Origin of the sequence: Crossiella sp. S99.2 (assembly GCF_023094165.1) — a bacterium.
Classification (GTDB): domain Bacteria; phylum Actinomycetota; class Actinomycetes; order Mycobacteriales; family Pseudonocardiaceae; genus Crossiella.
Map to the genome: position 1 here is coordinate 115666 of NZ_JALMDK010000012.1, position 22761 is coordinate 138426.

Here is a 22761-nt window from a genome sequence, read left to right on the forward strand (position 1 = left end):
ACTTCCAGTATGCAAGGGGGTGTCTGATGGCCAGTGGCCGTGACCGTGCCTATGAGTTCCTCAAGGACACGGTGCTGGGTGATCCGGCCATGCAGGGACAGTTCATCAACGAGCAGGAACTCGCTGACCGTATCGGTGTGTCGCGCACTCCCATCCGGGAGGCGTTGCTGATGCTCGCCGCCGAGGATCTCATCCGCCTGGTGCCGAAGAAGGGCGCCTACATCCCGATCATGACCATGCGGGAGATCAAGGAGCTGATGGAACTCCGGGAGATGCTCGAACGGCACGCCGCCGCGCGCATCCTGGAGGGGGACCGGAGCGCGCTGAAGGAGATGGCGGTGGCGCTGGAGACCCAGCGCGGGCTGCTGGTCGCCGAGGATCCACGGGAGTTCATCGAGTGGGATCGGCGCTTCCACGCGGCGCTGGTGGCGGCCTCGGGGAATCAGCTGCTGGTGCGGGTCTACGACGGGTTGCGGGCCAGGCAGGTCACCGTGGGGGTGGCCGCGCTGGGCCGGGCGGCCGGGCGGCGGGAAGCCGTGCTGGCCGAGCACGAGCTGATCCTCAACGCGCTGAGCGAGGGGGACGGGCTGGCCGCGTCGCTGGCCATCACGACCCATCTGCAGGCGACGCTGAAGCTGCTGCTGGCGGGGTGAGCTGCTCTTCGGCCGGGTCGGGGTCGCGGCCCAGGGCCACCCCGATCAGGGTGATCACGCCGGTCAGGCCGAGGTAGGCGGCCAGCGCCAGCCAGTCGTGGTACTCGGCGAGCAGGTAGGTGAACAGCAGCGGGGCGATGGCGCCGCCGATCACCCCGGCCAGGGTGTAGGCCAGTGAGCTGCCGGTGTAGCGCAGCCGCGGGGTGAACTGCTCGGAGATGAAGGCCGCCTGCGGGCCGAACAGGGCCGAGTGGATCACCAGGCCGCCCAGCACGCCGAAAATGAGGGCGGGCAGCGAGCGGGTCTCGGCCAGCGGGAAGAAGACGAAGGGCCAGGCCATCGCGGCGACGGTGGCGATGGCGTACATCCGGCGGCGGCCCCACCGGTCCGACAGCGCGCCGGCCAGGGGGATCAGGAAGACCTGGACCGCGGAGCCGATCAGCACCGCGGCCAGCGCCCAGCCGCGCGGCACGCCGAGTTCCTGGGTGGCGTAGGTCAGCACGAACACCGCGAACAGGGCGTAGAGCACGTCGGGGCAGACCCGGCAGAGCACCGCGGCGATCAGCGCGCGGCGCTGGGTGGTGAAGACCTCGGTGATGGGGGCGGTGGGGCGCTCGCCGCTGTCCGCGATGGCCTGGAAGACCGGGGTCTCCTCCAGCCGGGCACGGATCCACAGGCCGAAGAGCACCAGTACCGCGGAGAGCAGGAAGGCCACCCGCCAGCCCCAGGCCAGGAAGTCCTCGGCGCTCATGGACACGCCGAGCAGCGCGATCACGCCGTTGGCCAGCAGGGTGCCCAGCGGCGGGCCGACCTGGGCGGCCGAGGCCCAGAAGCCGCGGCGGGCCGGATCGCCGAACTCGCTGGAGAGCAGTACCGCGCCGCCCCACTCGCCGCCCAGGCCGACGCCCTGGGCGAAGCGGAGCACGACCAGCAGCACCGCGGCGGTCACCCCGATGTCGTCGTGGGTGGGCAGCAGGCCGATGGCGAAGGTGGCCACGCCGGTGATCATCAGGGTGATGACCAGGACTTTCTTCCGGCCGATCACATCGCCCAGGCGGCCGAAGACGAAGCCGCCGAGTGGCCGGGACAGGTAGCCGACGGCGTAGGTGGAGAAGGCCAGCAGGGTGCCGGAGAGCGGGTCGTGGCTGGGGAAGAACAGCGCGCCGAAGACCAGGGCCGCGCTGGAGGAGTAGATCGCGAAGTCGTACCACTCAAGGGCAGTGCCACTGAGGCTCGCGGTGAACGCCCTGATCAGGGATCGCTGGTTATGCATGCCTAATACTTGCTGTATACAAGACGTATGCGCAAGAGTGGAGAGGCACGATGACCCAACTCAGCTTCGAACTGCCCGGCGGCGAGATCGTCCGGACCACGGTGAACACGCTGCTCAACGCCGGGTACGCCGGGCGCAGCCAGGCCGAGGTGGCCGCGCACGTGGCCGAGCTGGCCGAGCTGGGCGTGCCCGCGCCGAGCGTCACCCCCTGCCTCTACCCGGTCGCGCCCTACCTGGCCCAGCAGACCGGCGAGGTGCCGGTGCAGCACGAGCGGACCTCCGGCGAGGCCGAGTGGGCCCTGATCGTCACCGAGGCCGGGGTGCTGCTCACGGTGGCCTGCGACCACACCGACCGCGCCCTGGAGGTGCACGGCGTGGCCTGGAGCAAGCAGGCCGGACCGGACGTGCTGGGCAGGCAGGCCTGGCGGCTCGAGGAGGTGGCCGACCGGGTGGACCGGCTCACCCTGACCGCCTGGGTCACCGGCGCCGACGGCGTCGAGCAGCTGATCCAGCAGGGCAACATGGGCGATCTGCTGACCCCGGCCTACTGGCTGGAGCGGCTGCGCGCGGACGGGCTGGCCGAACCGGGCACCGTGCTGCTCTCCGGCACCATCCCGATGAAGCCCGGCGTGGACCAGTTCGCCGACGCCTGGCGGGTGGAGCTGGGCGATCCGGACACCGGCGCGCGTATTTCCTGTGCCTACACCGTGCGGAGACTGCCTGCTCCGGTCGGCTGAACCGGGGGTGCTGTTGCCAGAGAGTGGCAGCTAGGGTCTGCGGCGTGAAGCGCCGACAGGTTGCCCTCCTGCTGCCCACCATGATCGCATCGGTCGCGGTCGCCGCCGCCTGCACCACGCCGACGGCGGCGCCCGACCGCAAGGCGGGCACGGACCGCACCGCGATGACCCTCGCCGACGGCTACGAGCCGGAAAGCCTCAACCCGCTGCTCGGCTACGGCGAGGAAGGCGTGTCCAAGCTCTTCGACGGCCTGGTGGAGCACCAGGCGGACCGCTCGGTACGCCCGGTGCTGGCCGCGGACCTGCCCAAGCCCGGACCGGACGGAAAATCCTGGACGGTGAAGCTGCGCGCCGGGATCAAGTTCCACGACGGCACCCCGTTCACCGCCGAGGACGTGGTGGCCACCTACCGCGCGGTGCTCGACCCGGCCTACGCCTCGACCGTGAAGTCCTCCTTCGGCATGCTCACCGGTGTCGTGCAGGTCGACCCGGAGACCGTGCGGTTCGACCTCGCCTACCCCTACACCCCGTTCGCGCACAAGCTGGTGCTCGGCATCGTGCCGAACGAGGCCCTCGCCCAGCCCGGTCCGCTGGACAAGAACCCCTTCGGCGCCAAGCCGGTCGGCACCGGCCCGTACAAGCTGGAGGAGTGGCGCAAGGGCGAGAAGATGGTGCTGGCCGCCAACGACGCCTACTTCGAGCGGGTGCCCAAGGTCCGCAAGGTCACCGTGGTCTTCGCCACCGACGACAACGCGCGCGCCCAGCGGATGAAGGCCGGGGAGTTCGACGGCACCGCGCTGCCGCCCGCGCTGGCCAAGACCTTCGAGGGCAACGGCTACCGGCAGATCACCCACCGCAGCGCGGACTACCGCACGGTCACCATGCCGATGGCCAACCCGGTCACCGCGGACAAGGGCCTGCGGCTGGCGCTCAACCACGCGGTGGACCGGCAGGGCATGATCAACGCCTTCCTGGCGGGCAAGGGCGCGCCCGCGTCCACGCCGATCCCGCAGGCGCTGCCGGAGTTCGTCGAGCCCGCCGCGCAGTTCCGGTTCGACCGGCCCGAGGCCGAGCGGATCCTGGACCAGACCGGCTGGGTCAAGCGGGACAACGGAATGCGCGCCCGTGGCGACCTCGCGGCGAGCTTCACGCTGATGTACCCGGTGGGCGACGCGGTGCGCAAGGACCTCGCGCAGGCATTCGCCTCCGACGCCAAGGCGGTCGGCGTCGAGGTCAAGCTGGAGGGTCTGGGCTGGGAGGCGATCGAGCCGCGGATGGGCCGGGACGCCCTGGTGCTGGGCGGCGGCAACCCGTTCGACCCGGACCTGAAGTCCTACCCGTTGCTGCACAGCAGTTTCGGCGGCGACGGCTTCAACAACCCGGGCCGCTACTCGAATCCGGCCGTGGACCGCGCCCTGGAAGCCGGTCGCCGCGAGGCCGATCCGGCCCAGCGGGTGGCGCAGTACCGGGAGTTCCAGCGTGCCTACGCCGCCGACCCCGGCATGGTGTTCCTGGCCTTCCTGGACCACACCTACGTGGTGCGCGAGGGCTGGACCGGCTACCAGGAAGTGGTGGACCCGCACACGCACGGCCTCACCTGGGGCCCGTGGTGGAACCTCCAGGACTGGACACCACAGGGGTGAGCGCCGGCGCGCCCAGCCGGGCCCGGGCCATCGGGCTGCTCGCCCTGCGCAGGCTGGCCTTCGCGATCCCGGTGCTGCTGGTGGTCGCGGTCGCGGTGTTCCTGCTCGGCGCCGCCTCCCCGTTCGACCCGGTGTATCAGTACTACGGGGTGCAGATCTTCGGCGCCGGCGCGGAGGATGTGGCCAGGGCACGAGCCCAGCTCGGGCTCGACGATTCGGTGTTCGTCCAATTCGGACGGTGGGTCGGCACCCTGCTGAGCGGGGATCTCGGCGCCAGCCGGTCCTTCCGGCAGCCGGTGGCCGAGGTGATCGCCGAACGACTGCCCTGGACCCTGCTGCTGGTCACCGCCGGTCTGCTGCTGGCGGTGCTGATCGCGCTGGTGTTCGGGGTGCTCGCGGCCTGGCGGCAGGGTGGCTGGCTGGACCGGACGGTGACCGCGACCGGTCATGCGCTGGAAGGGATTCCGCCGTTCGTGCTGGGCCTGGTCGCGGTGGCGGTGTTCACCCTCGGCCTGGGCTGGCTGCCCGGCGGCGGGCTCACCGACGCGGGTGCGGAGGCGAGTTTTGCTCAGGTGGCCGCGCATCTGGTGCTGCCCGCGGTGGTGCTCGGGGTGTCGCAGTCACCGTGGCTGATCCTGCACATCCGGCAGTCGCTGCTGACCGTGCTGGCCGAGGACCACGTGACCGGTGCGCGGGCGCGTGGGCTGGGCGAGTCGATGGTGGTGCTGCGGCACGCGCTGCCGACCGCGTTGCTGCCGTTCGTGACCCTGCTCGGGGCGCGGGTGCCGGAACTGGTGACCGGGGCGGTGCTGGTCGAGGAGGTCTTCTCCTGGCCGGGAGTGGCCGGGGCGGTGGTGAAATCGGCGCTGGCGGTGGACTTCCCGCTGCTGGTCGCGTTGTCGTTGCTGGCCACCGCGGCGGTGCTGATCGGCTCGCTGCTGGCCGATGTGGCCGCCGCGCTGCTGGACCCGAGGGTGGCCACCGATGGCTGAACGTCCAGTGCTGGAACGGGAATGGCGGTCGGCCGCGCGCAAACGGGCCGGGACGCCGCGGGGCAAGGGTGCGGCGGGACGGGCCCGGCTGCGGCTGTGGCTGGGCCTGGGCACCATGCTGGGGCTGGTGCTGGGCGCGATCCTGTTGCCCTGGCTGGGCGGACTGGACGAGTCCGTTGTGGACTATCACTCGATCCGGCTGGGCCCCAGTGCCGAGCACCCCTTCGGCACCGACGGCGGCGGGCGGGACCTGCTGCTGCGGACCTTCGCCGGACTGCGGGTCTCGCTGCTCGTGGCGGCGCTGTGCGCGGTGCTGTCCACCGTGCTCGGGGTGCTCATCGGCGGACTGTCCGGACTGGTCGGCGGCTGGCCGGACCGGTTGCTGATGCGCCTGGTGGACACCGTCAACGCGGTGCCGCACCTGTTGCTGGGCATCGTGATCGTCGCGCTCTACCGGGGCAGCCTGACCGCCGTGGTCGCCTCGATCGCGCTCACGCACTGGACCACGGTGGCCCGGATCGTGCGCGCCGAGGTGCTTTCGTTGCGGCAGCGGCCGTTTGTGGACGCGGCGATTTCCGGCGGATCCTCGCGCTGGCGGGTGCTGCGGCGGCACCTGTTGCCCGCGGTGGTGCCGCAGGCGGCGGTGTCCGCGGTGCTGTTGCTGCCGCACGCGGTGTGGCACGAGACCGCGCTGAGCTTCCTCGGCCTCGGCCTGCCGCCGCACCTGGCCAGTATCGGCAACATCCTCACCGAGGGCAGGCAGGCCGTGCTGCTGGGCGCCTGGTGGATCGTGGCCCTGCCCTCGGTGGTGCTGGTGGTGGCCACGCTGGCGGTCTCCGGGGTGGCCGCGGTGTGGCGGGACCGACTGGTGCCGCGTCGACGATCGGAGCTGGCGCTGTGAGCCCCCTGCTGGATGTGCGTGAGCTGTCCGTGCGGTTCCGGCTCGGCCGCGGTAGGCCCGAGGTGCACGCGGTCACCGACGTCTCCTTCGCGCTGGCCCCCGGCGAATTGCTCGCGCTGGTGGGGGAGAGCGGGTGCGGCAAGTCGGTGCTGGCCTCGGCATTGCTGGGCTTGTTGCCGGGCAACGCGATCCTGCGTGGCGAGGCGGTGCTGGCGACTCCGGATCAGGAGCCGGTCGAACTGGTGAGCGCGCCGGAAAGCGTGCTGTCGCAACGGGTGCGCGGGCGACTGGTGGGGCTGGTGCCGCAGTCGGCGGCCGCGCACCTGACACCGGTGCGCACCGCCGGGTCGCAGCTGGTCGAGGCGGTGCGGGTGCTGCGGCCCGCGGAACGGGACCCGCACTGGATCGCGGAGGGCCTGGCCGAGCGGGTCGGACTGGATCCGGTGTTCCTGCAACGGTATCCGCATGAGCTGTCCGGCGGCACCGCGCAACGCGTCGCGGTCGCCCTCGCACTGGCCGGGGATCCGCCGGTGGTGCTGGCCGACGAGCCGACCGCTGGACTGGACCGCCCCCTGGTCGAGCGGACCGTGGACCTCCTGGCCGGGCTGGCCGAGGAGGGCCGGGCGGTGCTGCTGATCACGCACGACCTGGCCGCGGCCAGCCGGGTGGCCACCGACCTCGCGGTGATGTACGCGAGCAGACTGGTGGAACGCGGCCCGGCGGCCGAACTCTTCGACACGCCTTGGCATCCCTACACCGAAGGGCTGCTCGGAGCGTTGCCGACCGGCGGATTCCGGGCTATCCCCGGACATCCGCCGGAGCTGACCGCGCTGCCCGAGGGCTGCGCGTTCCGGCCGCGCTGCCCGGTCGCCGCGGACTGCGGCGGGAACCCGGAGCTGGTGCGGCACGGGGATCGCTACCTCGCGTGCGGGCAACCGTGCTGAGCGGGACCGGCCTGATCGCCGGATATCGCAGCGGGGTGCCCGTGCTGTCCGAAGTGGACATTCAGATCGCGCGGGGTGAAGTCGTCGGACTCGCCGGGCCCAGCGGGTGTGGGAAATCGACCCTGGCTCGGGTGCTGACCTTGCTGATGGCGCCGTGGGCCGGGCAGGTCAGCGTGGACGGCGAGCCGGTGCGCGGGTTCCGGCACGCCGCGCCGCGGGCCCAGCGGACCGCGATCGGGGTGGTCTTCCAGCAGCCCCGGCTCAGCGTGGACCCGCGCTTCACCCTGCATCAGATCGTGGCCGAACCCTTGCGCGCCAACGGGAAACACCCGGTGGACGAGCGGGTGGCCGAGCTGACCGACCAGGTCGGGCTCACCGCGGAACTGCTGCGCAGACGGCCGCACGAGGTCAGCGACGGGCAACTGCAACGGGCCTGCCTGGCCAGGGCGCTCGCCCTGGAACCGCGGTACCTGGTCTGCGACGAGATGACCGCGATGCTGGACGCCTCCACCACCGCCGCGCTGGTCGGCGTGGTGGCCGACCACAGCAACTCCACCGGCACCGGGGTGCTGGCGATCAGCCACGACGAACCGCTGCTGTCAGTGTGGGCGGACCGGGTGGTGCGGTGGCAGCCGACAGGGGAGGAACAGTGATCGATCTCGACCGCGTTCGCGCGGACACGCCAGGCTGTCTGGAGCAGGTTTTCCTGGACAGCGCGGGAAGTTCGCTGCCACCCGAACCGGTGCTGACCGAGGTGCTCGGCCACCTGAAACGGGAAGCGGAGGTCGGCGGCTACCGGGCGGCGGCCGAACGGGGCGCGGACCTGGACGCCGGATACCAGGTCGCCGCGGACTTCTTCGGTTGCGCGCCAACCGATATCGCCTTCACCGACAGCGCCACCCGGTCCTGGCTGCTCGGCATGTCCGCGGTGCCACTGGCCGCGGGCGACCGGATCCTGGTCAGCCAGGTCGAATACGGCAGCAACGCGATCGGGCTGATGCAGCGGGCCGAGGAGGTCGGCGCCACCGTCGAACTGGCGCCCAGCGCCGCGGACGGCTCGATCTGCCTGCGCACGCTGAAAGAACTCCTGGACGAGCGGGTCAAGCTGGTCTCGGTGGTGCACATGCCCACCAACGGCGGCCTGGTCAACCCGGCCAAGGAGATCATCGACGCCGCGCACGAGGTCGGCGCGCTCACGCTCCTCGATGCCTGCCAGACCGCAGGGCAGCGGCGGGTGCGCCTGGACGAACTGGGCGCGGACCTGATCTCGGTCACCGGCCGCAAATGGCTGCGCGGACCACGCGGCACCGGCCTGCTCATCGTCAACCCCGTTGCCGCGCACCGGCTCCGGCCGCCGCTGATCGACCAGCACTCGGCCGACTGGACCGGGCTCGGCCAGTGGACCCTGCGCCCGGACGCCCGCGTGCACGAGCTGTGGGAATACTCGGTGGCCGACCGGCTCGGCCTGATCGCGGCCCTGCGCTACGCCGAGGAGCTGGGCATCGACCACATCCAGGCCGCCGTGGTCGAACGCGCCGAACTGCTGCGCGCCGAACTGTCCGCACTGGCCGGGGTCACCGTGCACGACCTGGGCACCGAACGGGGCGGGATCGTCAGCTTCAGCCTGGCCGGGATGGACGGCATGGACGTCAAGAAAGCCTTGCTGGCCAAGAACATCACCCTGTCCGTCGGCGGACCCACCGGGGCGCTGCTGGACATGACCGCGCGCGGGCTGCGCCAGGTGATCCGGGCCTCGCCGCACTACTTCGTCAGCCACGCCCAGCTCACCCGGTTCGTGGCCGCCGTCGCCGCCCTCACCGGCTGAACGAACGCGGGGCCACCGTCCGAAGTGGACGGTGGCCCCGCGGGTTCAGGCTTGCTTACCTCAGCTGGTCACCAGGCGCAGGCTGTAGGCGCCCAGGATCTCGTTCACCGGCTGGAAGTAGATGATGCCCGCGGCCAGGTCGCCACCGGAGGTGACACCCTGGGCCTGGTTGCCGGAGATGAACGACCCACCCGAGTCACCGCGGTCGGCGCGGGCGTTGGTGCGGGTCAGACCGGTGACGGCGCCCTGCTGGTAGTTCACCGTCTGGTTCTTGGCCTGCACCGAGCCGCAGGTCCAGCTGGTGGTCGAACCCGACTTGCAGATCGAGGCGCCCACCGCGGCCTCAGTGGAGCCCGAGACCCGGACGGTGCCGCCGCTGTAGTTGTTCACCACACCCTGCGGGGTCCAGTTCGAGTTCACCGCTACCCAGGCGTAGTCGTTGCCGGGGAAGGAAGAACCGCGGAAGGTGCCCTGCGCGACCTGGTTGAAGCCCTGGGTCGCGGTGCCGGTCTGGCCGCAGTGCCCGGCGGTGACGAACCCGCCCTGCACCGAGAAGCCGACCGAGCAACGGCCGCCCATGTAGTAGGCGTCGCCACCGCGGACGTCGTAGAGCGGCTCGTTCTTCGCCGCCGCCTCGACCACGGAGACCGCGCCGCGGTCCACGCCCGTCTTGGCCACGAAGTCGGCGGCCTTGGCGGCCTGGCCGGGCTGCACGTTGACCACGACGCGGTTGTTGGCCACGTCCACGTACCAGCCGGAGACGTCCGCGGGCGCCTTGTCCTGGTTGAGCCGGGAGACGACCGAGTCCAGCTTGTTCGCGCTGTGCGCCACGAACTTCGGCTCGGCGCCCGCCGCGCGGACCTCGGCGGCCTTGGCCTCCTCCGTCACGCCGACGACGAGTTTCGCCTGGCCCGCCGCGAAGTGCGCGCCACCGAAGGAGTCGGCCAGCGCGCTGCGCAGGCTCTGCTCGACCGTGCCCGCCTTGGCTTCGGCGGCGACCCGCTGTACCGCCTGGTCAGCGGTGAGGCCGAGGTCGTGCTGCATGGCCTCCAGCATCCCCTGGTTCAGCAGGGGGGAGGACTCGGCGGCGGCCGGCAGGGTGGCCGCCACGGTCGCACCGACCGCGAGCGCGAGTGCGGAGGTCACGATTTTCGTGCGTGCGTTCATCATCAGGGTTTCTCCAGTGCAGTGGTTACAGGGGGACCACGCTGGACAACCGGCGGAGAGCTTCTTCGTTGTCCGTGAGATGAACGGTATGGAACCTGCCGCAAACGTTGGCAGGTCCGATCGTATTGGTGCCACAGCAGTATTGAAGGCGGCCATTCTGTTTAAAGGAGAACTTGCGGTCGGACGCTCCACAAAGGAAAGAACCCCCGGTCGCCGGAGAACGGTGGCGACCAGGGGTTCCGCTGGGGTTTCCGCGGTTCAGGAGATCAGCAGGTCTTGCCGATCACCCGCGGCACACAGTCCGCATAGGACAGCATGAGGTCCACCGCGCGGTCGTTGCGAGCAGTCTCACGATTGATCACGGTGTCATTCGGGTAGAAGCCGCCGATGCCGGGGCCGCCGCCGTACATCTCGAAGGTGTAGGACCAGATCTTGTGTTGCCCCCACATCCAGTCGGTGATGTCGCCGTCGGTGACGTAGAGGTCGCTGCCCTGCTCCGGTTTGTAGTTGTTGGTCGCCGCCATCTGCCTGCCCAGGGTCTGGAAGGTCCGGGCCTCGTCGGCGTTGAGACCGGGTGCGGTGTCGGCCTTGGTCCAGCCGAAGGGCCACAGCACCAGTTCGCCGTAGGTGTGGAAGTCGATGTTGGCGGTGATCTGCTGCTTGCCGCCGACCACCCGGGAGTTGACGAAGTTGCTCAGCGCCCTGGTCTCCGGCGCGGAGAACGCGGACGGGCCGCGGTAGGTCTCACTGCTCGGCGAACCGCTGGAACCGCCGCAGCAGCCCCACTTGTAGCCCCAGTTGCGGTTGGGGTCGGTGCCCTGGCCCTGCCGGTTCTTGCGCCAGCTGCGGAAGCTGCCGGAGGCGATGTCGTACTCCGCGCCATCGGGGTTGACGCTGGGGATCACCCAGATCTCCCTGGTGTCCACGAAGTTCTTGATCGTCGGGTTGCTCGCGTAGTTGTCGGTGAACCGGTTGACGATCTGCAGGCACATCTCCACGGTCAGGTGCTCGCGGGCGTGCAGGTTGCAGTTGAACAGGACCTCGGGCTCGTTCTCGTCGGTGGCCACGTTGTCGCTGATCTTGATCATCCACAGGTCGCGGCCCTCGTGCGACTTGCCGATGCTGCGCAGTTGCGCGATCGAGGGGTGATCCGTCTGCGCCTTGCGGATGTTCGCGGTCATCTCCGCGTAGTTGTGGTACCCGGCGTAGCCCGACGGGAAGTCGGCGACCCCGAGATCACCGCTGCGGCCCGGGGTGAGGGCCTTCAGCTGCTCCTCGACCGTGCCCTGCGAGGTGAGGCTGAAGCCCTTGGCGCGCAGGGCTTTGGCCTGTTCGGCGTTGGCGGCCACGGTCATCTTGCCGTGCTGCGCGGAAATCACGTCCACGCCGGTGTTCGCGACTTCGGTGCGCGCGTCGGCGGTGTGTGTGCCGCCGATCTCGTACACCACATCACCAGGGGCGGCGGCCTGCGCGGGTGGCGCGCTGACCGAGCCGAGCGGGAGGAGCAGGGCGAGACCGGCGGCCGCGACCGCGGTCGCGACTCTGCGGCGGATCCGCAACATGGTGGCTCCGTTTCTGACAACGTACGCAGGGGTGAGTCGAGAGTGGTTGCGGGGCAAGGGCTCGGCAACCCGTCGGAAGTCGGTGTCCGAGTTGTCCGAACGTCCCCGCACCGGCGGGAACGATCAGCAGGTGCCGCCGACGATGCGCGGCACGCAGTCGGCGTAGGTCAGGATCAGGTCGACGGCCTTGTCGTTGCGGGTGGTCTCCCGGCCGATCAGCTCATCCGGCGGGTAGAAGCCGTACTGGCCGCCGAACATCTCGAAGGTGAAGCTCCAGATCTTGTGCTGGCCCCACATCCAGTCCCGGACCCCGCCGTCGGTGATGTAGAGATCGCTGGCCTGCTGCGGCTTGTACCCGTTGGTGGCCGCCATCTGGGTGCCGAGTTCCTTGAACGCCTTGAGTTCGGCGGCGTTGAGGCCGGGCGCGGTGTCGTCCTTGGTGTAGCCGAACGGCCACATGATCAGCTCACCGTAGGTGTGCCAGTCGATGTGCGTGGTGATCTGCTGCCTGCCGCCGACCACCCTGGAGTTGACGAAGTTGCTGACCGCCTTGGTCTCCGGTGCGGAGAAGGCCGCGGCGCCCCGGTAGGTGTCGCTGCCGCCGGACCCGCTGGAACCGCCGCAGCAGCCCCACTTGTAGCCCCAGTTGCGGTTGAGGTCGGTGCCGAAGGTGCCGCCGGCGTTGGGCTGGCGGTTCTTCCGCCAGGACCGGTAGGAGCCGGTGGCGATGTCGTACTCGGAGCCGTCCGGGTTCACGTTGGAGGCGACCCAGATCTCCCTGGTGTCCACGAAATTCTTGATCGCCGGGTCGGTGGCGTAGCCGTCGGTGAGCCGGTTGATGATGCGCAGGCACATCTCCACCGTCAGGTGCTCCCGCGCGTGCTGGCTACAGGTGAACAGCACCTCGGGCTCGTTCTCGTCCGTGCCCACGTTGTCGCTGATCTTGGTCAGCCACAGGTCGCGGTTCTCGTGCGATTTGCCGATGCTGGTGGTGGCGGCCAGTCCGGGGTGATCGGTGCCGATCTTGCGCAGCTCGGCGCCCAGCTCGGTGAAGTTGTGGTAGCCGGAGTCCGCCGGCGGGAAGTCCATGATCCCGGCCGGGGCGGCCGGCTTGGCGGTGGCGGACAACGGGATCATCGTGCCCAGGGCGAGGGCGGCGCCCAGTGCGACGGCGAGTCCTCGGGAGAGACGTCTGCGCGACATGTGTCCTTCTTCGTTGCGGTGGCAGGGAAAGGTGTAACGGATATGCCGAATCCGGCCGCCCACCACGGTGTGGGACGGCCGGACCGGACTCGGTCAGCGGGTCAGCAGGTCTTGCCGATCACGCGCGGCACGCAGTCGGCGTAGGTCAGCATGAGGTCGACCGCCCGGTCGTTGCGGCTGGTCTCCCGGTTGATCACCTCATCGGGTGGGTAGAAGCCGCCGCCCCAGATCGAACTCGGGAACATCTCGAAGGTGTAGGACCAGATCTTGTGCCTGCCCCACATCCAGTCGATGCTGCTGCCGTCGGTGATGTAGAGGTCGCTGGACTGCTGCGGCTTGTAGTTGTTGGTCGCCGCCATCTGCCTGCCCAGGGTCTGGAAGGTGCGGGCGTCGTCGGCGGTCAGGCCGGGACCGGTGTCCGCGGTGGTGTAGCCGTAGGGCCAGAGCACCAGCTCGGAGAAGGTGTGGAAGTCGATGTTGGCGGTGATCTGCTGCTTGCCGCCGACCACCCGGGAGTTCACGAAGTCCCGCAGCCGCGCGGTCTCCGGCGCGGAGAAGGCCGACGGGCCGCGGTAGGTGTCACTGGAGGTGCTGCCGCTGGAACCGCCGCAGCAGCCCCAGTTGTAGTCCCAGTTCCGGTTGAGATCGGTGCCGGCGGGGGCCTGCCGGTTCTTCCGCCAGGAGCGGTAGGAGCCGGTGGCCACGTCGTACTCGGAGCCGTCCGGGTTGACGCTGGGGATCACCCAGATCTCCCGGCTGTCCACAAAGGACTTGATCGCCGGATCGGTGGTGTAGCCGTCGGTGAACCGGTTCACGATCCGCAGGCACATCTCCACGGTGAGGTGCTCGCGGGCGTGCTGGTTGCAGTTGAACAGGACCTCGGGCTCGTTCTCGTCGGCAGCCACGTTGTCGCTGATCTTGATCATCCACAGGTCGCGGTTCTCGTGCGACTTGCCGATGCTGCGCAGTTGCGCGATGCCCGAGTGGTCCGCCTCGGCCTTGCGCAGCTCCGCGGTGACCTCCGCGAAGTTGTGATAGGCCGCGTCGGCCGGCGGGAAGTCGGCGATCCCGAGATCACCGTGGCTGCGGTCCCCGTGCTCGCCCGCGGCCCGGAACTCCACCTCGAAGCCCTTGGCGCGCAGCACCCGCACCTCGGCCTCACTCGCCCGGACGCTCATCACGTCCCCGTCGGCGCCCATGACGTCGATGCCGGTCCGGGCCACCGCGCTGCGGAGTTCCGGGGTGCCGACCTTGTGCACGAGATAGATCGCCTTGGCCGCGTGCGCGGCCTCGGCCGCCGCGGTGCTCTCGGCGGGACTGGGCGTGGTGGCGCTGGTCGTCATCGGGGTCGCCAGCAGGAGCGCCGCGCAGGCCGCGGTTGCCGTCGCCAGCAGGGTGCGACGTCTGGTCAACATCGTGCCTCCGATCTTTGACGGAGCGTGATGAGACTTCAGCGTCAGGTAGCCGCGGGTGTGTGGACAACCCGCCCCTCGGCGGGATTGTTCACCAGTTTTGCCCCGGTGACGGGTCGCGGCCGGTCCGCGGCGGCACCGCGGCGGGCGGGATGATTTCCGTCGGGACGGGCCGCCGGCCGGAATGGATTCAGCGCGGGCCGGGCGAGCCGTGATTACGCGCACCACCGGACCAGGCCCGCGCGCGGACCGATTAGGCTGGGTACCTGCGTAAACCGTCTACCACGAGGAACCACGATGCTGCGCCGCACCGACCTCCGAGGTCGAGTCCCCTCCGCCGCCGAGCTGCGCGCCACCCTGCCGCGCGCCGAGGTCGACGTGGATGCGGTCCTGCATCAGGTCCGGCCGGTGGTGGAGGCGGTGCGCGCGAGTGGGGTGACCGCGGCGCTGGAGTACACCGAACGCTTCGACGGGGTCCGCCCCGCCGCCATCCGGGTGCCGGTCGAGAAGCTCGGCGAGTCCCTGACCGCGCTGGACCCGGCGGTGCGCGCGGCGCTGGAGGAGTCGATCCGGCGGGCCACCCTGGTGCACGCCGATCAGCGGCGGGTGGACAAGACCACCCAGGTGGTGCCCGGCGGCACCGTGACCGAGCGCTGGGTGCCGGTCGGCCGGGTCGGGCTGTACGTGCCCGGCGGGCTCGCCGTCTACCCGTCCAGCGTGATCATGAACGTGGTGCCCGCCCAGCAGGCCGGGGTGGAGTCGCTGGTGGTGTGCTCGCCGCCGCAGGCGGAGTTCGGCGGGCTGCCGCACCCGGCGATCCTGGCCGCCTGCGCGCTGCTCGGGGTCACCGAGGTGTGGGCGGTCGGCGGGGCGCAGGCGATCGCGCTGGCCGCGTACGGCGGCACCGACACCGATGGGTCCGAGCTGACGCCGGTGGACCTGATCACCGGGCCGGGCAACGTGTACGTGACCGCGGCCAAGCGGCTGCTGCGCGGGCTGGTCGGCATCGACTCCGAGGCCGGGCCGACCGAGATCGCGGTGCTGGCCGACGAGACCGCCGACCCGGCGCATGTGGCCGCGGACCTGATCAGCCAGGCCGAGCACGACACCCTGGCCGCCAGCGTGCTGGTCACCACCTCGGTGGAGCTGGCCGAGGCGGTGGACGCCGAACTCGTCCGCCAGGTGGCCGCGACCAAGCACACCGAACGGATCCGGATCGCCCTGGGCGGCCCGCAGTCCGGCTGCGTGCTGGTGTCCACTGTGGACGACGGCCTGCGGGTGGTGGACGCCTATGCGGCCGAGCACCTGGAGATCCAGACCGTGGACGCGGCGGCGGTGGCGGCCAGGGTGCGCAACGCCGGGGCGATCTTCGTCGGGGCCTACGCGCCGGTCTCCCTCGGCGACTACTGCGCCGGGTCCAACCACGTGCTGCCCACCGGCGGCTGCGCCCGGCACTCCTCCGGGCTGAGCGTGCAGACCTTCCTACGCGGCATCCACGTCATCGACTACAGCGAGCAGGCCCTGCGCGAGGTCGCCGCCGCGGTGGTCGCGCTGGCCGACGCCGAGGACCTGCCCGCGCACGGCCAGGCCGTCACCGCCCGCTTCGGCGGCGCGTCATGAGCGAGATCATCGGCGCCGGGGTGCGCCTGGACGAGCTGCCGCTGCGGGCGGATCTGCGCGGTCGCTCGCCCTACGGGGCGCCGCAGCTGGACGTGCCGGTCCGGCTCAACACCAACGAGAACCCGTACCCGCCGCCGCCCGAACTCATCGAGGACGTGGCCAGGGCGGCCCGCGCGGCGGCGGAAACCCTGCACCGCTACCCGGACCGGGACGCGGTCGAACTGCGCACCGCCCTGTCCGCCTACCTCAGCACGGCCACCGGCGTCGGCCTCGGCACCGCGAACCTGTGGGCGGCCAACGGATCCAACGAGATCCTGCAACAGATCCTGCAGGCCTTCGGCGGACCGGGCCGCACCGCGGTCGGCTTCGAGCCCTCCTACTCGATGCACCCGATCATCGCCGCGGGCACCCGCACCGACTGGCTGCCCACCCCGCGCCGGGCCGACTTCACCCTGGACCCGGACGCCGCGGCCGCGGTCATCGCCGAACGCGCGCCGGACGTGGTGTTCCTGACCAGCCCCAACAATCCCACCGGCGGCTCCATCCCGGCGGCGGACCTGCGCAGGCTGATCGAGGCCGCGCCCGGGATCGTGGTGGTGGACGAGGCCTACGCCGAGTTCTCCGCGCGGGAGAGCGCGATCGGGCTGCTGGCCGAGTTCGGCGGCAAGCTCATCGTCACCCGCACCATGAGCAAGGCATTCGCCTTCGCCGGTGGCCGCCTCGGCTACCTGGCCGCCGCGCCCGCCGTGGTGGACGCGCTGCTGCTGGTCCGGCTGCCCTACCACCTGTCCACGCTCACCCAGGCCGCCGCCACCGCCGCGCTGCGGCACGCCGAGGGCACCCTGGACTCGGTGCACAAGCTCATCGCCGAACGCGAACGCGTGGTGGAATCCTTGGCGGGCCTGGGATTCCGGGTGGTGCCCAGCGACGCCAACTTCGTCCTCTTCGGACAGTTCGCCGACGCGCCTGCGGCGTGGCGGTCCTATGTGGACCGTGGGGTGCTGATCAGGGACGTCGGCATCGCCGGGCACCTGCGGGTGACCATCGGCACGCCCGCGGAGAATGACGCCTTCCTTGCCGCGAGCAAGGAGATCTTTGTGGAGGTGACACAGTGAACCGGATCGCCAGGGTCGAGCGGACCACCAAGGAGTCCTCGATCGTGGTCGAACTCGACCTCGACGGGGCGGGCAAGGTCGACATCGAGACCGGTGTCCCCTTCTACGACCACATGCTGCACGCGCTCGGCTCGCACGCCGCCTTCGACCTGACCGTGCGCGCCACCGGCGACACCCACATCGACGCGCACCACACCGTCGAGGACACCGCGATCGTGCTCGGCCAGGCCCTGCGTCAGGCCATCGGCGACGCGGCGGGCGTGCGCCGCTTCGGCGACGCCTGGATCCCGATGGACGAGACCCTCGCGCACGCCGCGATCGACCTGTCCGGGCGGCCCTACTGCGTGCACACCGGCGAACCGGAGCTGCTGGCCGGGTTCACCATCGGCAACAACTACCCGACCGTGCTGAACCGGCACGTGTTCGAGTCGCTGGCCTTCCACGCCCGGATCGCCTTGCACGTCCGGGTGATCCACGGCCGGGACCCGCACCACATCACCGAGGCCCAGTACAAAGCCATCGCCAGGGCGCTGCGCGCGGCGGTGGAACCCGACCCGCGGATCTCCGGAATCCCGTCCACGAAGGGCGTGCTCTGAGCTACCCGGCTCGGGTTCCGCTACCCTGCTGGTCGTTTGCCCCCGCGGGGGCTGGGAACCGGAAGGTGTGTTGTGGTCCTCAAGGACTGGGTGTGGCTGATCCTGCTCGGGCTGGCTGGCTTCCTGCTGGGCGGGGTGTACGTGACCTGGAAGACCTCAAGGATGTTCGCGTTCGTGCTGCTCGCGGGCGCGATCCTGGCCGCGGCGGGCGCGGTCACCTGGATGATCTGACGGTGACCACGCCCGCCTGCCGACGAGTTGGCCAAACTGGTACGCCCGGTTGGGCCAAGTTGGCGTACGACTTGGCCCAAGTCGGCTGGGTCAGGCCGGCACGAGCGGCTGCTGCAGTTCGGTGACCCAGTCGGCCTGGTCGTGCTCCGGCCCGGCCACCAGGTAGAACTCCCTGGACGGGCCTGCCGGGCGGTAGCCGTTGGTCTCCACCCACTTGGCCAGGGCCTGGAACGGGCCGCCGATCTCCATCATCGAGCCGTGGTGCACCAGGGTGGCGGCCTGGGGCACCTCGGGCAGGTCCACGATGGCGAACTCCTGGCCGGGCGCGGCCTCGGTGTTCACCGGGACCCCGGCGTGGATGATGATCGGGCCGTCCTCGCCCTCGGGCAGCTCGTAGTAGGCGATGGTCGGGCCCACCGGGTGCGCCCCGGCCTGGTCCAGAACCGCGAACAGCCGGTCGTACAGCGGGCCGATCACCGGGCTGATGCTGCCGGGCGCGAAGTCGCTCGCGGTGCCGGTCAGCTCGGCGATGCGGACCGCGGGCAGGTTCTTGACGACGACGTCGGTGCTGGGCATGCGCCCCTCGCTCTCGATGATGCGGAGCCTCGCCTCGACCTGGTTCAGCCGCTGCCGGGCCGCCGCGATGTCCGCGGCCAGCTCGGTCCGGCGCAATCGCAGCATCCCGCGCAGCTCGGCCGCGTCCACCTGCTCGTCCAGGATCGAGCGCACCTGGTCCAGGGTGAAACCCAGGTCCTTCAACGCGATCACCCGGTTCAACCGGGACAGCTGATCGACCCGGTAGTAGCGGTAGCCGGTGCTCTGGTCCACCCGGTCGGGGGTGAGCAGGCCGAGCTGGTCGTAGTGCCGCAGCATGCGGACGGACACGTGTCCGTGCCTGGCGAAGTCTCCGATACTCAACATGACGAGAGCCGTTGTAGGACCTGACACCGTGTCAGAGTCAACGCCCGCCCTCCACCTGCGGCTTCAGCCGGGGCGAACCCGGGCCGTAGGCGGACATCGCGTCGTCGGCGTTGTGCAGGAAACAGGACCGCAGCGAGAGGCAGCCGCAGCCGATGCAGCCGGTGAGCCGGTCCCGGAGCAGTTGCAGCGCCTCGATCCGGGCGTTCAGCTCCTCCCGCCAGGTGCTGGACAGCCTGGCCCAGTCCGCCTTGGTCGGGTTGCGGCCCTCCGGCAGGGTGGCCAGGGCGCCCTGGATGTCCTCCAGGGTCAGGCCGACCCGTTGCGCGGCCCGGATGAAGGCCAGCCGCCGCAGCACCGACCGGTGGTATCGCCGCTGGTTGCCCGCGCTCCGCTCGGAGAAGACCAGCTGCTTCTCCTCGTAGAACCGCAGCGCGGTGTGGGGCACTCCGCTGCGCTCGGCGACCTCGCCGATCGACAGCCATTGGGGCAGGGCTTCCATGAACGCTTGACCTCCAGTTTGGTCGAGGTTACATGCTCGGAGCCATGACAGCGAAGGAAATAACCACCCCGCGGGCCTTCGCCGAGCTGCCCGCGCTGATCGCCAGGATGACCGGCGACGAGAAGCACAGCGCCGCCGCCAACTCGACCATGGACGTGCTGTGGGTGCTCTACGACCGCGTCCTCAACGTCTCCCCGGACCGGCTGGACGACCCGGACCGGGACCGTTTCTACCTGTCCAAGGGCCACGGCCCGATGGCCTTCTACGCGGTGCTGGCCGCCAAGGGCTTCCTGGACGAGTCCGTTGTGGACGACTGGACCGCGTTCGACTCCCCGCTGGGCCAGCACCCGGACCGGGTCCTGGTGCCCGGCGCGGAGATCAGCAGCGGCTCCCTCGGCCACGGCCTGCCCCTGGCCGTGGGCACCGTGCTCGGCCTGCGGGCCCAGGGCCGCACCGGGGTGCGGGTGGTCGTGCTGGTCGGCGACGCCGAACTGGACGAAGGCAGCAACCACGAGGCCATCGCACTGGCCGGGCGACTCGGCCTGGACCAGCTCACCGTGGTGGCGGTCAACAACTTCTCCGGCACGCACGGCTGGCCCGGCGGCATCGCCGACCGCTTCACCGTGGAGGGCTGGGCCGGTCGCACCGTGGACGGGCGCGACCACGAGGACCTGTACGCCGCGTTCACCACCCCGCACCCCGGGCGTCCGCTCGTGGTCGAGGCCCTGATCGGACTGGAGGGTTCGGAATGACCAGCACGATGACCACCACCATGCGCGAGGTGTTCGCCCAGACCGTGTCCGAGGCCATGGACACCGATCCGCGGATCGCGGTTGTGCTGGCCGAGATCTCCAGGGACGCCTTCGCGTCCACCGCCGCGCGGCACCCGGACCGGGTGATCAACGTGGGCATCCGGGAGCAGCTCATGGTCAGCGTCGGCGGCGGCCTGGCCCTGTCCGGGATGCGGCCGGTGGTGCACACCTACGGCCCGTTCCTGGTGGAGCGGCCGTTCGAGCAGATCAAACTGGACCTCGGGCACCAGGACGTGGGCGCGGTGCTGGTCAGCATCGGCGGCTCCTACGACGACCCGGTGTGGGGCCGCACCCACCAGGTGCCCGGCGACGTGGCGCTGTTCGACACCCTGCCCGGCTGGACCGTGCACACCCCCGGCCACCCCGCCGAGGTGCCCGCGCTGCTGGCACCCGCGCTGGCCGGGGACGACCTGGTCTACCTGCGCCTGTCCACCCGCACCAACGCCCGGCCCTACGCCGAGGGCCCCGGGTTCACCACCCTGCGCCGGGGACGCCGGGGCGTCGTGCTCGCCGTGGGCACCACCGCGGACGCCGTGCTCGCCGCCACCGAGGGCCAGGACGTGACCGTGCTCTACGCGGCCACCGTCCGCCCCTTCGACGGCGAGGGCCTGCGGGCCGCGATCGAGCAGGTCGACCGGCCGGATGTGGTGCTGGTCGAGCCCTACCTGCGCGGCACCTCCGCACTGCCGGTCAGCGACGCGCTGCGCCGCCAGCCGCACCGGTTGCTCTCCCTCGGCGTCAGCCGGGACAGCGAGGTCCGGGCCTACGGCACCGCCGAACAGCACGACGTGCTGCACGGACTCGACGCAGGCGGTATCGCCAAGGCTGTCCGCGAGTTCCTTGGCTAGGCTGTGCCGGTGACCAGCGTCGTTGTACTGGACTACGGATTCGGCAACATCCGCTCCGCCGAACGCGCCCTGCGCCGGGTCGGCGCCCAGGTCGAGGTGACCGCCGACCCCAGGGTGGCCCAGGCCGCCGACGGGCTCGTGGTGCCCGGCGTCGGCGCGTTCGGGGCCTGCATGGCCGGACTCCGCAAGGTCCATGGCGAGAAGGTCATCGGACAGCGGCTGGCCGGCGGCAGGCCGGTGCTGGGCATCTGCGTCGGACTGCAGATCCTGTTCGAGAAGGGCGTGGAGCACGGCACCGAGGCCGAGGGCTGCGGCGAGTGGCCGGGCACGGTCGAGCGGCTCACCGCCCCGGTGCTGCCGCACATGGGCTGGAACACCGTGCGCGCGCCCGCCGGGTCCACCCTGTTCGCCGGGCTGGACGAGCAGACCCGGTTCTACTTCGTACACTCCTACGGCGTGCGCGAGTGGACCCTGGACCCCGAACCGCCGCTGCCCAAGCCGCTGGTCACCTGGGCGCACCACGGCGAGGACTTCGTGGCCGCGGTGGAGAACGGGCCGCTGTGCGCCACCCAGTTCCACCCGGAGAAGTCCGGCGACGCCGGGGCGCACCTGCTGGAGAACTGGCTCAAGTCCGTCGTTTAGGGTTGTGGAGTGACGTTTACGCTGCTCCCGGCCGTTGATGTGGCCGAAGGCAAGGCTGTCCGCCTGGTCCAGGGCGAGGCAGGCACCGAGACCTCCTACGGCGAGCCGTGGCAGGCCGCGCTGGCCTGGCAGGACGGCGGCGCCGAGTGGATCCACCTGGTCGACCTGGACGCCGCCTTCGGCCGGGGCAGCAACCGCGAACTGGTCGCGGACGTGGTCGGGCGCCTGGACGTCAAGGTCGAACTCTCCGGCGGCATCCGCGACGACGCCTCGCTCAAGGCCGCGCTGGCCACCGGCTGCGCCCGGGTCAACCTGGGCACCGCCGCGCTGGAGGACCCGGTCTGGTGCGCCAAGGCCATCGCCGAGTACGGCGAGAAGATCGCGGTCGGTCTGGATGTGCGGATCACCGCCGCAGGGCACCGGGTGGCCGGCCGCGGCTGGACCACCGACGGCGGCGACCTGTGGGAGGTCCTGGCCCGCCTGGACCGCGACGGCTGCCCGCGCTACGTGGTCACCGACGTCAGCAAGGACGGCACCCTGCAGGGCCCCAACGTGGACCTGCTGCGCGAGGTCTGCGCCCGCACCGACGCCCCGGTGATCGCTTCTGGCGGCATCTCCAGCGTCGCCGACCTGGTCACCCTGGCCGAACTGGCCCCGCTGGGCCTGGAGGGCTCGATCATCGGCAAGGCGCTCTACGCCGGCGCGTTCACCCTGCCCGAGGCCATCGCCGCGGTCGGCTAATCCAGTTCGTCCGGTGTGGTCCGCGGGTCCAGCTCGATCCGGATCCCGATCGTCCGGCCCGCCGCCGGCTTGGCGCGCAGCGTGGTCAGGCGACCGAGCAGCCCGTACTTCTTGTTGATCATCCGCACCACCTTCGCGGTGCCCTCGGCGTCGACCAGCGTCGCCGTCGCGGGCACCGCGGGCCCGGTCTGGCTGCCACGCACCGTGCACGGCGCCACCCGCACGGTGCCGTCCCGCCGCAGCCGCTTGACCTTGCCCGCCTCCGCGTTCGACCAGGCGTAGAGCAGCTCGCCCTCGGCGACCACCCAGACCGGGGTGTCCACCGCGGTGCCGTCCCGGCGGAAAGTGGTCAACAGCAGGTACTTGGCCGACCTCAGATCGCTGGTCACAGCCGCAGCCTAGGCTTCACCACCGCAGGCCGCCC

24 protein-coding genes are annotated in these 22761 nt (G+C 70.9%); 16 read left to right on the top strand and 8 right to left on the bottom strand.

Annotation, left to right across the window (positions count from 1 at the left end; translation table 11 throughout):
• Positions 1–26: 26 nt before the first annotated feature.
• A complete protein-coding gene (locus MZC64_RS35900; RefSeq protein WP_247760345.1) occupies positions 27–653 on the top strand; it encodes a GntR family transcriptional regulator in 627 nt (208 codons plus the stop codon).
• Here the strand turns inward: MZC64_RS35900 and MZC64_RS35905 are convergent.
• Positions 607–1926: an MFS transporter gene (locus MZC64_RS35905; protein ID WP_247760344.1), complete on the bottom strand. Its 1320-nt coding sequence runs from the start codon at positions 1924–1926 to the stop codon at positions 607–609. The genes MZC64_RS35900 and MZC64_RS35905 overlap by 47 nt on opposite strands.
• A 50-nt stretch (positions 1927–1976) precedes the next feature.
• Here MZC64_RS35905 and MZC64_RS35910 point away from each other — a divergent pair, with 50 nt between their 5' ends.
• The 7 genes from MZC64_RS35910 to MZC64_RS35940 are packed head-to-tail and all read left to right on the top strand — an operon-like array spanning position 1977 to position 8968.
• Positions 1977–2663, top strand: a complete 687-nt coding sequence (locus MZC64_RS35910) for a DUF2848 domain-containing protein (protein WP_247760343.1) — start codon at positions 1977–1979, stop codon at positions 2661–2663.
• A 44-nt stretch (positions 2664–2707) separates the two neighbouring features.
• Positions 2708–4306, top strand: a complete 1599-nt coding sequence (locus MZC64_RS35915; RefSeq protein ID WP_247760342.1) for an ABC transporter substrate-binding protein — start codon at positions 2708–2710, stop codon at positions 4304–4306.
• Positions 4303–5298, top strand: a complete 996-nt coding sequence (locus tag MZC64_RS35920) for an ABC transporter permease (protein ID WP_247760341.1) — start codon at positions 4303–4305, stop codon at positions 5296–5298. Before MZC64_RS35915 ends, MZC64_RS35920 begins: the two co-directional genes overlap by 4 nt.
• Positions 5291–6199, top strand: coding sequence for an ABC transporter permease (locus MZC64_RS35925; protein ID WP_247760340.1), 909 nt, complete (start codon positions 5291–5293; stop codon positions 6197–6199). Before MZC64_RS35920 ends, MZC64_RS35925 begins: the two co-directional genes overlap by 8 nt.
• Positions 6196–7143, top strand: coding sequence for an ABC transporter ATP-binding protein (locus MZC64_RS35930; RefSeq protein ID WP_247760339.1), 948 nt, complete (start codon positions 6196–6198; stop codon positions 7141–7143). Before MZC64_RS35925 ends, MZC64_RS35930 begins: the two co-directional genes overlap by 4 nt.
• The gene (locus MZC64_RS35935) at positions 7125–7796 is read left to right on the top strand and encodes an ABC transporter ATP-binding protein (protein WP_247760338.1); all 672 of its coding nucleotides are present in this window, start codon (positions 7125–7127) and stop codon (positions 7794–7796) included. Before MZC64_RS35930 ends, MZC64_RS35935 begins: the two co-directional genes overlap by 19 nt.
• Positions 7793–8968, top strand: a complete 1176-nt coding sequence (locus MZC64_RS35940; RefSeq protein WP_247760337.1) for an aminotransferase class V-fold PLP-dependent enzyme — start codon at positions 7793–7795, stop codon at positions 8966–8968. Before MZC64_RS35935 ends, MZC64_RS35940 begins: the two co-directional genes overlap by 4 nt.
• Positions 8969–9028: 60 nt before the next feature.
• Here MZC64_RS35940 and MZC64_RS35945 read toward each other — a convergent pair whose 3' ends face one another.
• The 4 genes from MZC64_RS35945 to MZC64_RS35960 all read right to left on the bottom strand — a co-directional run bounded on the left by MZC64_RS35945 (position 9029) and on the right by MZC64_RS35960 (position 14315).
• Complete coding sequence (locus tag MZC64_RS35945; protein ID WP_247797772.1) at positions 9029–10135, bottom strand: S1 family peptidase; 1107 nt, start codon at positions 10133–10135, stop codon at positions 9029–9031.
• 266 nt (positions 10136–10401) lie between these two features.
• A complete protein-coding gene (locus MZC64_RS35950) occupies positions 10402–11697 on the bottom strand; it encodes a M14 family metallopeptidase (protein ID WP_374205826.1) in 1296 nt (431 codons plus the stop codon).
• A gap of 123 nt (positions 11698–11820) precedes the next feature.
• Positions 11821–12834, bottom strand: a complete 1014-nt coding sequence (locus MZC64_RS35955; protein ID WP_308301110.1) for a M14 family metallopeptidase — start codon at positions 12832–12834, stop codon at positions 11821–11823.
• A 167-nt stretch (positions 12835–13001) separates the two neighbouring features.
• Positions 13002–14315, bottom strand: coding sequence for a M14 family zinc carboxypeptidase (locus MZC64_RS35960; protein ID WP_247760334.1), 1314 nt, complete (start codon positions 14313–14315; stop codon positions 13002–13004).
• 294 nt (positions 14316–14609) lie between these two features.
• Here MZC64_RS35960 and hisD point away from each other — a divergent pair, with 294 nt between their 5' ends.
• The 4 genes from hisD (at position 14610) to MZC64_RS35980 (ending at position 17874) form a co-directional block, all read left to right on the top strand.
• On the top strand, positions 14610–15932 hold the full coding sequence (hisD, locus tag MZC64_RS35965) for a histidinol dehydrogenase (RefSeq protein ID WP_247760333.1): 1323 nt from the start codon (positions 14610–14612) through the stop codon (positions 15930–15932).
• On the top strand, positions 15929–17047 hold the full coding sequence (locus MZC64_RS35970) for a histidinol-phosphate transaminase (protein ID WP_247760332.1): 1119 nt from the start codon (positions 15929–15931) through the stop codon (positions 17045–17047). Before hisD ends, MZC64_RS35970 begins: the two co-directional genes overlap by 4 nt.
• Positions 17044–17643 carry an imidazoleglycerol-phosphate dehydratase HisB gene (hisB, locus tag MZC64_RS35975; protein WP_185008500.1) on the top strand — a complete coding sequence of 200 codons (600 nt, stop codon included), beginning with the start codon at positions 17044–17046 and terminating at the stop codon, positions 17641–17643. Before MZC64_RS35970 ends, hisB begins: the two co-directional genes overlap by 4 nt.
• A 72-nt stretch (positions 17644–17715) precedes the next feature.
• Positions 17716–17874 (top strand): hypothetical protein, encoded by a 159-nt coding sequence (locus MZC64_RS35980; RefSeq protein WP_247760331.1) that lies wholly within the window; start codon positions 17716–17718, stop codon positions 17872–17874.
• Positions 17875–17964: 90 nt separating this feature from the next.
• Here MZC64_RS35980 and MZC64_RS35985 read toward each other — a convergent pair whose 3' ends face one another.
• Positions 17965–18795, bottom strand: a complete 831-nt coding sequence (locus MZC64_RS35985; protein WP_247760330.1) for a MerR family transcriptional regulator — start codon at positions 18793–18795, stop codon at positions 17965–17967.
• A 37-nt stretch (positions 18796–18832) separates the two neighbouring features.
• Positions 18833–19294, bottom strand: coding sequence for a redox-sensitive transcriptional activator SoxR (soxR, locus tag MZC64_RS35990; protein ID WP_247760329.1), 462 nt, complete (start codon positions 19292–19294; stop codon positions 18833–18835).
• A gap of 44 nt (positions 19295–19338) precedes the next feature.
• On the opposite strand from soxR, the gene MZC64_RS35995 reads away from it, so the two are divergent.
• From MZC64_RS35995 to priA, 4 genes are read left to right on the top strand one after another with little or no spacing between them, the layout of a single operon-like run.
• Positions 19339–20046: a transketolase gene (locus MZC64_RS35995; RefSeq protein ID WP_247760328.1), complete on the top strand. Its 708-nt coding sequence runs from the start codon at positions 19339–19341 to the stop codon at positions 20044–20046.
• The gene (locus MZC64_RS36000) at positions 20043–20954 is read left to right on the top strand and encodes a transketolase family protein (RefSeq protein WP_247760327.1); all 912 of its coding nucleotides are present in this window, start codon (positions 20043–20045) and stop codon (positions 20952–20954) included. Before MZC64_RS35995 ends, MZC64_RS36000 begins: the two co-directional genes overlap by 4 nt.
• Before the next feature lie 9 nt (positions 20955–20963).
• On the top strand, positions 20964–21596 hold the full coding sequence (gene hisH, locus MZC64_RS36005; RefSeq protein ID WP_247760326.1) for an imidazole glycerol phosphate synthase subunit HisH: 633 nt from the start codon (positions 20964–20966) through the stop codon (positions 21594–21596).
• A 9-nt stretch (positions 21597–21605) separates the two neighbouring features.
• Positions 21606–22337 carry a bifunctional 1-(5-phosphoribosyl)-5-((5-phosphoribosylamino)methylideneamino)imidazole-4-carboxamide isomerase/phosphoribosylanthranilate isomerase PriA gene (priA, locus tag MZC64_RS36010; protein WP_247760325.1) on the top strand — a complete coding sequence of 244 codons (732 nt, stop codon included), beginning with the start codon at positions 21606–21608 and terminating at the stop codon, positions 22335–22337.
• On the opposite strand, the gene MZC64_RS36015 is transcribed toward priA, so the two are convergent.
• On the bottom strand, positions 22334–22726 hold the full coding sequence (locus MZC64_RS36015) for a PPOX class F420-dependent oxidoreductase (RefSeq protein ID WP_247760324.1): 393 nt from the start codon (positions 22724–22726) through the stop codon (positions 22334–22336). The genes priA and MZC64_RS36015 overlap by 4 nt on opposite strands.
• Between the last annotated feature and the right edge of the window lie 35 nt (positions 22727–22761).

Coding starts and splice junctions, on each gene's coding strand:
- MZC64_RS35900 (WP_247760345.1), top strand. CDS start 27: ATGGCCAGTGGCCGTGACCGTGCCTATGAGTTCCTCAAGGACACGGTG.
- MZC64_RS35925 (WP_247760340.1), top strand. CDS start 5,291: ATGGCTGAACGTCCAGTGCTGGAACGGGAATGGCGGTCGGCCGCGCGC.
- MZC64_RS35955 (WP_308301110.1), bottom strand. CDS start 12,834: ATGATCCCGTTGTCCGCCACCGCCAAGCCGGCCGCCCCGGCCGGGATC.
- MZC64_RS35985 (WP_247760330.1), bottom strand. CDS start 18,795: ATGTTGAGTATCGGAGACTTCGCCAGGCACGGACACGTGTCCGTCCGC.
- soxR (WP_247760329.1), bottom strand. CDS start 19,294: ATGGAAGCCCTGCCCCAATGGCTGTCGATCGGCGAGGTCGCCGAGCGC.
- MZC64_RS35970 (WP_247760332.1), top strand. CDS start 15,929: ATGAGCGAGATCATCGGCGCCGGGGTGCGCCTGGACGAGCTGCCGCTG.
- MZC64_RS35995 (WP_247760328.1), top strand. CDS start 19,339: ATGACAGCGAAGGAAATAACCACCCCGCGGGCCTTCGCCGAGCTGCCC.
- MZC64_RS35910 (WP_247760343.1), top strand. CDS start 1,977: ATGACCCAACTCAGCTTCGAACTGCCCGGCGGCGAGATCGTCCGGACC.
- hisD (WP_247760333.1), top strand. CDS start 14,610: ATGCTGCGCCGCACCGACCTCCGAGGTCGAGTCCCCTCCGCCGCCGAG.
- MZC64_RS35945 (WP_247797772.1), bottom strand. CDS start 10,135: ATGAACGCACGCACGAAAATCGTGACCTCCGCACTCGCGCTCGCGGTC.
- MZC64_RS35905 (WP_247760344.1), bottom strand. CDS start 1,926: ATGCATAACCAGCGATCCCTGATCAGGGCGTTCACCGCGAGCCTCAGT.
- MZC64_RS36000 (WP_247760327.1), top strand. CDS start 20,043: ATGACCAGCACGATGACCACCACCATGCGCGAGGTGTTCGCCCAGACC.
- MZC64_RS35950 (WP_374205826.1), bottom strand. CDS start 11,697: ATGTTGCGGATCCGCCGCAGAGTCGCGACCGCGGTCGCGGCCGCCGGT.
- MZC64_RS35960 (WP_247760334.1), bottom strand. CDS start 14,315: ATGTTGACCAGACGTCGCACCCTGCTGGCGACGGCAACCGCGGCCTGC.